This window comes from Scytonema sp. PCC 10023, from assembly GCF_963920835.1.
Taxonomy (GTDB): domain Bacteria; phylum Cyanobacteriota; class Cyanobacteriia; order Cyanobacteriales; family Nostocaceae; genus Kalymmatonema.
Genome location: NZ_CAWUDP010000109.1, coordinates 19,428 through 31,276, shown reverse-complemented (window position 1 = coordinate 31,276; position 11,849 = coordinate 19,428). Strand labels below are relative to the sequence as shown.

Genomic DNA, 11,849 nt, shown 5'->3' with positions numbered 1-11,849 from the left:
CAAATCAAGTCAAAAGTAGATTACCACAATCTGGCATTAGTGGGATAGGTTCATGGATGGTTTGGTTACAGGACGAGCAATCCGTAATGATAACTTGACAGTTATCCAATCACCTATTGTCCATTACTATCATCGTAGTAGTGGTGATGATGGCGTGCTGTTGAGACTTTCACGGGGTCTAACACGAAAAAACTTGGCAGCCTTATAAAAACGAGCATCCGACTACGCCCACGAATCAACAAAACAAAGGCTGCCAAGTTTTTAGGGGACAATGCGTCACAATCACCTGATTTCTTGTTAGATAATTTTATTGAATCTAACTACTTTTCCAGGAATAGCTTAGAAAAATACATTTCAAAGATTACATATCTAATGTCAGTTTAGTTAATAGATATAGTTGATTTGAGGAATGACGGTTATGTTACGTTTTAATGACTACAGTCGGTTGATTGAGAAGATAAATGCAGGCAAGAATATTCACCTGTGGGGTAAGCAGGGTATTGGTAAGACTTTTACTGTCAGAAACTGCTTGCTCAAAGACATTAACCTAGAGTCTGTTTATCTCAACCTTGAATACCCTTTTAGCATGGATAATTTATTTGACATTATTCCTATTAGTTTTGGTTTGTACTACCAGCAGGATTGGCAAAATATTGTCAGTCAATTATCGGATAATTTTAATAAGTTGCTGGTAATAGATAACTTTGATAGGTTGCACTGTGTCAGCGAGACTTTTCGTAATGATTTATTCCAATTGCAACAGTTAGCTCAAATCGAAAATTTATCTTTATTATTAATATCTCGGATGCCACTAGAATATTTCCATTTTCCAAGTTTTAGTAACTGCTTTGAAGAATTGGAATTAAACGAAACTAATACTTGGACTTTTGGACAGTAAACATACGGGTTTTGTAAGAATTCAGAAGTCAGAATATGCCTTCGGCACGCTACGCGAACAGGAGTCAGAAGAAATGAGACAACCAGCCAAGACATTTCAAAATTTGATAGTTTGGCAAAAAGCACATCAATTTGTTTTGTTAGTATATCAATTTACCGGTCATTTCCCTAAATCGGAAACATATGGACTAACTTCCAGAGTTGAACGGGCAGCAATTTCTATTCCAGCAAACATAGCAGCTATGTTTGAAGAAAAAAGGAGCAGCAGCCTATTGTACGTTTTTTAAATATTGCACAAGGTTCTTTGGAAGAATGTCGTTACTATCTAATTCTTTCAAATGACCTTGAATACGGTGATATATCAGGATTAATGCCTCAACTAGAGGAAGTTAGTAGGCTACTAACAAGCTATGCCAATTCCATTCTGAATTCTGACTCCTGACTCCTGACTCCTGAATTCTTACTAAGCAGGTTCGATGCCTGCTACTGTTCCTGGGTAAGACTTTATAAAGGCTGAACTCGAACATCAGATGGGTGGTTTCAATATACTGAGTGCCATTAATGCTGAAAGAAGTAGAGTAGTAAGTCTTTTTAGACAAGTCTATACCCTAATCCCCAAATATTTGCCGGGGTTGCTGTTAGTAACTGGCAATAGAAATTACAAAGAAGGGGAAATTATGCTGAATAAATTCAAAGCACAGGTTGTAAATTCACTTATAGAAGCTAATTCTGCGATAGGAATGACTTCATTACTATTGATGATTGCTTCAGTTAGTATAGCTCTACCAATGGCAGTAGGGTTAAGTTTTCTGGCAGATGCTGGGTTACAGGTTGGTAACAAATCTTTGTACCAAAAGGCTGCTTCAGCTTCAGCTGCAACTGGCTTACTTGGTTTGGCTGGATTGACTGGCGCGATTCTAACTGGTGGATTATTGTCAACTTGTGTACTGGATGAAGAGGAGGGAGATGAACAAGCTTCGACTACTACTTCTACCAGTCAATTGGAAGAAGAGGTAGTTGAGATATCTGAATCCGCGTTTGTGCCTGAAACTCGACCAGAGCAAATCTTTACCTATTATGTCACTAGCATGGATGGTCATCCTAATCTATATGGCTTGGACATAGCTAGGACACAACCTAATGTTTTAGAACCTGGGAAATTTGAAATTATTTACCATCGACTAACTGACTATCAATTCCAGCGATTGTCTGTCTTGTTTGAGGTGAAATATCCACAAGATAAAAATTTGGTAGGTAAATATTTTAATTCGCGTTTCTCTAATCCAGGTGATGCGATTCAAGAATATTTACGCCTTCATTACAAGTACATTGAAGTGAAATCTAGCGGGCAATTTAGAAACGCCTGTTTGGACTCATGCAAAGGCTGTGCTAACCTTCACGGTGAACATAAAATTGTTTGCGGTATCTATCCTTATGGATGGGAAGGTTTGGACTGCCCTGATAAAAAGTTGCTGGATGGCGTAGTTTTGCGGCAGTTTGAAGATACTCGCGTTGTTGATAACCTTAACCAAGGTTTGAATGATGCCGAAGTTTTCAAAAGTGACGATTATATTGTCGTTCATGACCGTTATTTTGATATCAGCTACCGCTTTGATTTTGATGGTAATAAGTTCTTTTGGTCAGATAATTTATCTGAATTGGGTAAAGACGCGAATTTGGTTGATTATGTCAATTATTTCAAAAACCGGAAAGTAGTTGACAAGGATTTCTCTACTCCTGAAAAGATTAGGGAACTGAACAAGGGATTGCGGTGTGCCGACGTGCGCGTACAAGGTGATAAGATAGTTGTTTATCACATTACCACTCGTACTTGTTACTATTTCAAGTTCAACGGTCAATCAGATAGACTGTTTAACTCTTTTTGTCCGCGTGAGTTAGAAAACAACTACAACCTTGTTTCGCTTGTTGACTATTTACGGTCTAAGAAGAGTTTTGACGCTTTAGATCATAGACATCCAGAATCTGAAAACTTTTCAGCTTAATTAATTCCCACTCCTTATATTACTTGGGCTGACGGATTGGCACTCAGTACGGGGGAATTTTCCCCCAGTACTGGGTAGTTAATTCGAGACATATCTACCCAATTAAACTATTAAGGAGTATCACATCATGGCTGAACTAATCGATTTTGCTTACGAGCTTTTGTTTGATGTTTACTTATTTGGTTTGATTTTTCTGTTTATTTGTTTGCTGTTTTCTGCACCTAGTAATTCTCAGATCGGCAATTCTAAAACTTTTTTGGAAGAGTTGATTACCTCAGAGATTCCACAGCAGTTGATTACAGAAGAAGATAATAATTCCTCTGAGTTGTTGCTTGTGATTGATAATGTTGAAGACACTGATGTCGTGAGCCAGTCCGGTGCCGAGGTAACCTCGGTTGAGGCGACTGGTGTGCAAGTGTCCGGTGCTGAGTGCGAGCCATCTACAGAATTAGAAAATCAGTGCTTTGGTGACGCATTGTCCCCTAAAAATTGGGCAGGCTTATTACCACACGTAAACGTGGGGGCTGAGCCCTTCGGGCACGCTGCGCGAACAGGATCAATCAAACCAAGCCTGCCCAATTTTTTACGTGTAAGACCCCGTGAGGAAACTTTGCTTATAGCAACTGCTTCACCACTAGAAATGGCGTCTGAACTACCAGTGATAGTAACTATCAATGAGCAGCAGCAACGGAAGCAAAATTTGATGAACCTAAGTACGAGAAAATTACAGCGTTTTTGCTCCAAAGCTTCAATTCCAGGCTATTCTGCCTATTTGAAGCGAGGCAAGGAAGCGTTGGTTGATTTTCTTTTAGGTTTGTCAATTGATAGCAGTCAGATTGTTGAGTCTTTGCAAATAGGAAGCTAGTTGCTTGACCACCCCGGCGATACCAGGGGATTGAACTAAGAGAAGTTTTTTGAGTTCGGACGATGATTCCTGCAGCACTGCTACATCACAAAAAACCACCCCTTTGGGATGGGATGGTTTTTTGCTCTATTAATTTTGTCTTATTTATTAGGGTTGGGTTGCTAAAATGCGTTCTATGCTTCTTGGCGATAGTGTTGGCAATCCCCTCCGGGCGGCTTCTTCAGCTACTTGCATATGGTGATGGTGCTTTGAACGACTGGGTTTTCCGTTCTTGCTCCACTCGCTAATTTCAACAATCTTGCTCTCTTGTGTACTTTTGCACTTCTTAGGTCTACCTACGTTTACACCTAATACCTCATTAACTTTTGCGATCGCATCTTCCCAAGTTTCTGATGTAATGGTACTTGATGTCCATCTTTTCTTCCAGTTTGTTACTGTTTGCTTGGCTATCCCCAGTTTTTTTACTATATTTCTTTGATTTTCGCCATTATTAAGCTCTAGCAAAATGTTTGCTCTCTTGCTAATCTCATGACCGCTGGTAGCTGCTATCTGCTCTAATACTTCCTTTTCAATAGAATTTAATATTTGAAGATGAGGCATTTCAGTATTTACCCCCTCTTTGCCCTAAAATTTTGCCAAATTGAATGAAGCCTGATATACTTTGTTGTAGCGTACATATTTCCTAAGAGTTTATTCAAAGCCCTGTTGCGAGCAGGGCTTTGACCAAAAAACAACTCCACCTGTTACTAGAACAGGACGGAACTTTGTTTTGTCGATTTAATCACTTATAACTATCATATCATGATTACACCCAGCTTCACAAATCTTTCTTTAGATAGATGTTTTTCTCCCGGATGCAAAGCCGTTACATATCTATTCAGTAGTATTAGGGAGAAACATTTCAAAAAAAGCGATCGCCGTATTTGCTGATGGTGAATGCTCCACGAGTACTCCTGGAAAAGTCAACCCCCTTAGGAGTTAGCTAAGCTCGTGCATGTTTTTTTCTAAGTAAATGCCTTAGCTCTTAATGGGTTGATAATGAGACTTTTCTACATCAAAAAAATCCTGCTCAAAAAATTCCTTCGATAGTTTTCCTGGTAGGTAATTTTTTGTTATCTACAAAACTTAACTTTTTTAATCATGTTGTTTTGGCTGATAGGTGGTAGAGCTAGAAGTTTTACTACCTGGGTGTTTTCTGTTTTTCGTGCTTCTGTTTTAAAGACTGAAATTTATCTTTTTCAGATTATTTGTAACCCAGTGTAGAAATATGTCTGAAATACATAATCCGGATATTGTATACATTTCTCCTTCAGAATTGGTTGTTCATCCGAAGCTGATAGAAATATATGGTGAAAATGAGAGTCGCCCTGCTTTGGAAAAAAGCATTTCTGAACTAGGGATTCTCGAATCTTTGAAGGTTTCAGCACGTACTGGTGTAAATGTTGTCTTGGCGGGTAAGTGTCGTCTCCAGATAGCCCGTAAGCTGGGAATCAGCTTAGTCAAGGTGGAATTTGTCGAGTCAAACTCGCCTGAAGAGGATTTGAAGCTAGTACTTGACTTTAATCTCCACCGAGAAGGTGGGAAGACTCACTTCCAGAAGTTTCACGAGGGGCAGTACTGGGAGAACGTACTTCGTCCCTTAGCTAAAGAAAGACAAAGGGAGAGCGCTCGCCGTTTGAATCAGTCGAATGATTCAAATTTGAATCATTCGTTAAATGAAAATATTTCTCAATTAATCAAGGGTAAGCGAGTGATTCAGGAGGTTTCGGACAACCTAGATATAAGTGTTGGCAGTTATCACAAGGGTAAGAAAGTATTTGATTTTATTTTGCAATTACGAAAAGTTCAAAAATTTAGAGCAGCTGTTGCCCTGGAGAAGGAGTTTAACCGGAGTATTGATGCAGCATACAAGTTTGTTTGCGCTCAAGATATCTATAACCAGGTGATAGACCTGATTGAGGCGGGTAGCTGCTGTAGTCTTGAGGATGGTATTGCCTGGATGCGGAATGGTGAACGTAATCCGTTTCGGCGTTTTAAGCTTGACCATGTGTATCAATTCAAGAACAGACTGCGCCCTGAGTTGCAAATCGTGGGACGTGTTATTGGTATAACTAACGAATTTGTTGTGTTTGGATTTAGAAATTTAGTAAATATGTCTCTTGAAGTTGTGAATTTACGTCCGCGACATATTGATGCCCAGTTGCAAGATGAACCATCTGCAGAACAAAGAAAGAGGATATTTTGCTTGATGCAGAAGTTTAGTGATGTTTTCCCGGTTCAGGTGTCTTTGACGGAGTTGTTGAAACTTCCAAATTTGACTGATAAAGAGGAGGTTCTGTTGCGAGTGTATGAGTCTGATATTTTTGAAAAAACTTGGGAGGATTATAAAAAGCAGATAAAAGAAATGGAATCTACAAATAAAAATAGGGATAATACTCGTGCTGCGTAGGTAGCTTATAAGGCTAATCTAGCAGAGAATATATCCCAACAGTAACGTTATTTACTAGATTAGCAGCTAAATACTTATTGCGGTACGAGTTCACAAATTTAGTGGATGTCGAACTCGTATGAAGATATGTGACTTTTTTTTGCTTTTAAATTCAGTGGTGGAGTATGAGTAATTTTATCTCCACCAGCCGTACCAAACCCTGTCCTGTGTGTGGTGATACTCGTAGGCGTTGCCGAGAACTGCGAGACGATCCCAACAAGTTCCTCTGCATGACTGTTACCGATGGGTACAGTACTCCTCCTGGGTTTACCTTTCGGGGGTTAACCAAAGATGGGACGTGGGGAGTTATCATCCGCGATATGGGAAAAGCTAATGACGAAGCCCGCCACGAGTGGATTTCGCGATGGCGACACCTTAAAGCTGAACGTCTTAAAGCTGAAAAAGAGCGTTTATCTCGCTTACTTCCGGAACCCGACCGAGACAAACACATCCGAAATATTTTTTCCCAACTGTCGTTATTCCCAGACCACCGGGATGACTTGCGCCAGCGGGGACTCTCGGATGACCTAATTAAGGCGGGAATGTTTCGGTCGGTGGTTTCGTGGCAAAAACTCGACCGGGAGATATCACACCAACTTGCAGGTGTAGGTATTTCCGGGAGGAGTTTGACTAACTTTGATTCGGGTTATCTTATTCCGGTGTGGAATGAGAAATTAGAAATTGTCAGTTGGCAGTTGCGCCTTGATAATCCTGACAAGGATGAAGGGAAGTATCGGTGGGCGTCGAGTCGATTTAAAAAAAAGCGCCCTAACGGTCCTACCTCTCATTTGTCTAATGGGGAATTACCCCTTACCTATTGTTTGCCGATAACTGGGAGGTGTGGTGATAGTAAGATAAGTAATTTTGAGGTGACTAACCCGCAGTCCAATTTATTGCCTGTTGGTGATGCTTTTTCTCTACCTCAATATATTGGTCTTGCCGAGGGTATTCTCAAACCGTGGATTATTTCCCAACTGCGATCGCAAATTGTGATTGGTGCTGCGGGTGGTAATTTCGGGTCATCGCCTGAAACTTTCAAGCGCTACTTGTTGGCAGCAAAAGCCCAATTGGGAATTGATAATTGTCAATTGATTCTCTGGGCGGATGCCGGGGCGGTTCTCAACAAGAACGTGATGCGTCAGTACCGCCGTACTTATGAGTTGGTGAGAAGCTGGGGTTATACCTTAAGGGTGGCTTGGTGGGGACAACTTGATAAATCCTGTGCTGATCCAGATGAATATACTGGTCAGTACGAGTTGCTCACCTGGGCGCAATTTGAGGGTTTATCGAGAAATCCTTCTCGCTTTTGGGATGACGTAAAATACCAGCTGTTGAAAATCAAACGGTTGGTTCGCCCCCACCGGGGATTCCAACAACAAAAGCGTCAGTACCGACAACAGCAGACTGCAACAACTATTATATATATCCCTGGCTCCTTACCCACTCCCGACCAATATATCCAACTTGGTTGTCCCAAGATTATTTACCAGGGTGACGAACGGGTAACTATTTGGAAAGAGGCTGTTGCCAAGGGCTGGCAACATATCCTAGATAAATCTGCACCTGGTTTGGGCAAATCTCACACTGCCGGGAGCATGAGTGCTGATGAGTTTGGAGTTCAAAAGCTGTGGTATTTGGCTCACGACCATCGCAACCCGACTACTCTAACAGTTGAAACTAATTTTATTGATTTACCCCCTCGCCATAGTGGGTTTGCGAGTGATCCGACTCGACTGACGCCAGCAGGACAACCCTTTTTAGTCCACCCAAATGGAAAGCAAGATTTTGCTACTACTCCAGGTAATTGTCATCGAGCGGGTACCTTTCATGCACTTGCCGCGAAAAATATTAACCATATTCAAGAGTCTGATAACTCGATTTGTCTTAGCTGCCACCTTTATCATGCCTGCCGCAATAGTAGCGGTTTAGGGTTTGGTTATCGCTTTCAACGCTCTTGTGTCCTGCAATATCCTCAAGTGAGAGCCCATCCAGATAGTCTGCCCTTTCCACAAAATTACCAATTTTCTGATTGTGGTATTTTCTGGGATGAGGCTTCACTAGTTATGCGATCGCGCCACAAAATCGAAGTTACTATAAGCGATTTCAATCAAACGGTGGGCGAGTTAGCTGTTGTTGCTCCTGACTTGTTTTCCAGGCTCAAGCCTTATTTCTCGAAGTTAAGATTTCTTCTTTGGGGGAGCGAGTGCGCTCGTAAGCCAGCGCTCTTGACACAGAAGTCAGTGCAAGCGACTGGGGTTGGAGTTCTCCCGAGTTTGCAAACTGGCGTAGAACAATTTGGGGAAGGTTCTCTGTGTAAGAGTGATACTCTCGGAACAGAGCGTACCCGGTACGGCTACAATGATACTGCAATTCGTCAATTGCTGGGTGCGCCACCAGATGATTTGGCTGAGATTATTAACCAACTGGTGGTTAAACTTGCCCCTAACTTGAGGTTTTTAACCGAAGGTGCAGATAGTGTAGATACCACTGTTGGTACTACTGGCGAACGTCCCCCTCGTAAACGGTTAAATAAACTATTTCGCTCTATTGCTTATCAAGAGGCGAGCATTGCCGTTGACGCAGTATCCCTTAATTGGTTGGTTCCTCTACTTAAAGTTTGGTCCGGGTATGTCCGTGGGGCATTGCACTTCAACAAGGGTATACTGGCAGTTCATCAGGAGAATACTCGCCATCGGGATGTGGCCAATGCCGCCCAGTACAATATTTACTTAGATGGTACATTAGATGTGCGCTATCTTGCTCTCAAGTTGGGGGTAGCCCTTGAGGATGTTCTTGTTATCGAGCAGGTTACTCCCCAATATGAAAATCTAACAGTAGTGCATATTACTGATATGGGCGTTTTAGGACGCGATCGCCGCGAGTCGATGCACCAACGCCTGGAAGTGCTGCGCAGAGAAATAGAAAAGCTATCACCGGAGGTAGCATTTATTGAACGCAAGAGCTATGCTAAACCGGGCGATGGATATCATTTCCGGGATAGTAGGGGAGTTAACCGCTTTGCGGATGTGACTGCCGTTGCGAGCGTAGGCATACCATACCCAAATATTGGTGAGTTGGCAGCAGAATACCAAGTGCTAACTGGTAAGTCAGTTGCTTTTGATTTACCCCAAGTATTAGAGGAGAATGAATATGACGGTGATTTTTCGGCACTTACTCAAGTACCGACTGCTTCTTTGGTCGATTACGATATAACTTTTGAAGAATTTGTTGATAGTTGTGTCAAGGCGGAAATTATTCAGGAGTCAGGACGTTTGCGGGCGCACTTGCGTCTTGATGAACAATTAGTTTACTACTTTATAGGAGATTATGACCTGGGGTTTTTATCTGATGCTTTACCCGGTATTAAATTAGAAAAAAAAGCCGCAGTAGAAATATCTCCTTTATCAGGTACAACCAAACAGCGAGCAATCTGGTTAGTTTCCTCTTTATTTTCGCGTATCTTTTTCCAGGATAAGAAGCCAACCCAACAAGAAATTTCGCAACTGGCTAATTCGGAAAATAGGAATATAACTCAAGGAAGAATTAGTCAGATTGGTAAAGAATTTGGGGGTTGGTTGATTTTTAAGAAATTAATTACTGAACTATTATCTAGTTTTACTAATATTAATTTTCCAGCTAGTTCTCAATTCGTTTTAGATAAAAATTGGATAAGAGAAGTATATTTACCGTTACTGGTACGCGCAGGTGATATTCAGCCGACTGAAACTATTAGAGAGGTTTTTCAGTTGATATCTGTTTGTGGTTGGCAAAATTTTCGTAAAGTCATTAAATCAGTCGCTATTGATGTTAAAGCTACTTTATTAAAGTATCTACTATCAATTCTTCCTCAAGATATACTTTCAATATTTATTGATTTAACTTACTTCTTTAATGAGGATTCTTCCTAATATTTTCATTAACTTACTAACTTAATTGATAGGATGAATATTCAAATATTTGCTAGAGACCAGCATTTCTTATTTGTTTTGTAAATGCTGGAGATTATTATTGATGAAATTCAGGTTATTGCTGAAATTTTAATAATATTAATCTCCATAATTTAGACAATTACTTTTATTCAAACACTTTTATTAATTTATTGAGCTTGGTTTTTGTGTAACTATTAAACTTGCTAGTAATTAATTTTCACATTCAATAAATATTTTTCTAATTTTCAAAATTTTTGCTTATAGAAATAGAAAATATTAATTATGATTGATACTATTAAACTAACTAGATTAATAATTTGTTTATGAATTATGATTTCTGAATGATTGACGGCGATAATTACTGCCGCCATCACAAACTTGTGCTCTTATCGAAGAAGGGAATAGGGAATAGGGAACAGGCAACAGGTTCCCTATTCCCTATTCCCCATCGCCCTTGTAAGAACCCCATCCTCTACAGGTTGCCTTAGTTGCGAGTTGGGGTTAAATCCCCATCTCAAACTCCCTGTTCCCCGTTCCCTGTTCCCTTTTAACTGCTGCTTTGTTTTATCCTGTAAGGAAAACTTAAAAGACCGTACTAATCAGGGCAAACGCATCTTAATTAGTCTTGACAAAAACCTTAATTAGTGTATCAACGGGAAAACAATAAATTCTTGTTTGATTGGTTTTTCAGGGTTGGGTAAATCGTGCTCAAAATTGCCGACAGTGCAAAATCGGGGCACTCCTCTTTTGGGTTTACTGCCCAGAGTTTCAAGAAGCGCCCGATTTGCGCGCCTGATCGTGGATTCAAGCAGGACGTCTATAGACGGTGGTCCTGTTTAAGTAAGGAAGCGTGAAGGGGCATCCCCACGAATGAATACGTTCAATTTAATAAGGTTTGCACTTTTTTATTTGTCTCCATGAATTCAGGGGCTGTCTTACCGGATGGCAGAGTACAGAGGAGTCAATTTTGTATCAAATATTACTTATTTGCCTTCTGCCTTTCTTTGGTAAAGAAACTAAACGATTCACCGATTTTTTAACAGAAAGAACTCAGGTGTCAGTCGCCAGAATATGTCTTGCGGACACGCTACGCGAACAGAATTGAATTCTGTGCGACTGGCGGATGAGTAAAGGGGTTTAAATAACGACAGTTAATACGGTGTTCACTTTCGTGTTTGGTGCTACTCCGACGAAAGTGATTCTGACTCCTGAATTCTGACGAATGATTCTTCTTCAATAGTAAACCATAAGAAATTAACTACTAATTTACAGAATCAACTAATGTTGATTAAATATCAGAATTTTGTTGATTGGCTTTTTGAGTTAGAGGGTACATACTAAGTACAGCATTTCATAAATCTGTAGCGTTTCTTTCGCCCAGCTAGTAAGGCTGAAATGGCTTGTCATTCGTTACGAAGTTGTGAAATTGTCTACTAATAACTAAATGTATATAAAACAGAATGGTCAGGTTTAATTAGGTAATGAATATTTATTGGCTTCCTCAGACAGTCGAGTTCCAGGGCAACTTTATTAGGTTTCTAGATATTGATACAGCCATTGAGTTTTTTGCAGAAGATATACTTATGCTTGTTTGCCTTGGAGGTGTTAATAAAGGGATACAGTCATTTGAAGCACTACCATTAAAACAGTGAACAGTGAACAGTGAA

The 11,849-nt window shown here is 40.4% G+C and carries 9 protein-coding genes; 8 read left to right on the top strand and 1 reads right to left on the bottom strand.

Going from position 1 to position 11,849, the window contains the following annotated elements:
- Positions 1-52 precede the first annotated feature (52 nt).
- The 6 genes from ACM0OZ_RS39870 to ACM0OZ_RS39845 all read left to right on the top strand — a co-directional run bounded on the left by ACM0OZ_RS39870 (position 53) and on the right by ACM0OZ_RS39845 (position 3,765).
- Entirely contained in the window at positions 53-208 is a 156-nt protein-coding gene (locus ACM0OZ_RS39870; RefSeq protein WP_414588398.1) for a hypothetical protein, read from the top strand.
- Between the two features lie 210 nt (positions 209-418).
- The gene (locus ACM0OZ_RS39865; RefSeq protein WP_414588397.1) at positions 419-898 is read left to right on the top strand and encodes an AAA family ATPase; all 480 of its coding nucleotides are present in this window, start codon (positions 419-421) and stop codon (positions 896-898) included.
- A complete protein-coding gene (locus ACM0OZ_RS39860) occupies positions 888-1,184 on the top strand; it encodes a four helix bundle protein (RefSeq protein WP_414588396.1) in 297 nt (98 codons plus the stop codon). Before ACM0OZ_RS39865 ends, ACM0OZ_RS39860 begins: the two co-directional genes overlap by 11 nt.
- Positions 1,185-1,201: 17 nt before the next feature.
- Complete coding sequence (locus tag ACM0OZ_RS39855) at positions 1,202-1,339, top strand: hypothetical protein (protein ID WP_236116455.1); 138 nt, start codon at positions 1,202-1,204, stop codon at positions 1,337-1,339.
- Positions 1,340-1,574: 235 nt separating this feature from the next.
- Positions 1,575-2,900 carry a hypothetical protein gene (locus tag ACM0OZ_RS39850; protein WP_414588395.1) on the top strand — a complete coding sequence of 442 codons (1,326 nt, stop codon included), beginning with the start codon at positions 1,575-1,577 and terminating at the stop codon, positions 2,898-2,900.
- Between the two features lie 127 nt (positions 2,901-3,027).
- Complete coding sequence (locus ACM0OZ_RS39845; protein WP_414588394.1) at positions 3,028-3,765, top strand: hypothetical protein; 738 nt, start codon at positions 3,028-3,030, stop codon at positions 3,763-3,765.
- A gap of 147 nt (positions 3,766-3,912) precedes the next feature.
- Here ACM0OZ_RS39845 and ACM0OZ_RS39840 read toward each other — a convergent pair whose 3' ends face one another.
- Positions 3,913-4,365, bottom strand: coding sequence for a helix-turn-helix domain-containing protein (locus tag ACM0OZ_RS39840; protein ID WP_414588393.1), 453 nt, complete (start codon positions 4,363-4,365; stop codon positions 3,913-3,915).
- 667 nt (positions 4,366-5,032) lie between these two features.
- On the opposite strand from ACM0OZ_RS39840, the gene ACM0OZ_RS39835 reads away from it, so the two are divergent.
- Positions 5,033-6,214: a hypothetical protein gene (locus tag ACM0OZ_RS39835; RefSeq protein WP_414588392.1), complete on the top strand. Its 1,182-nt coding sequence runs from the start codon at positions 5,033-5,035 to the stop codon at positions 6,212-6,214.
- A 164-nt stretch (positions 6,215-6,378) separates the two neighbouring features.
- On the top strand, positions 6,379-10,161 hold the full coding sequence (locus ACM0OZ_RS39830; RefSeq protein WP_414588391.1) for a hypothetical protein: 3,783 nt from the start codon (positions 6,379-6,381) through the stop codon (positions 10,159-10,161).
- The last annotated feature ends 1,688 nt before the right edge of the window (positions 10,162-11,849 follow it).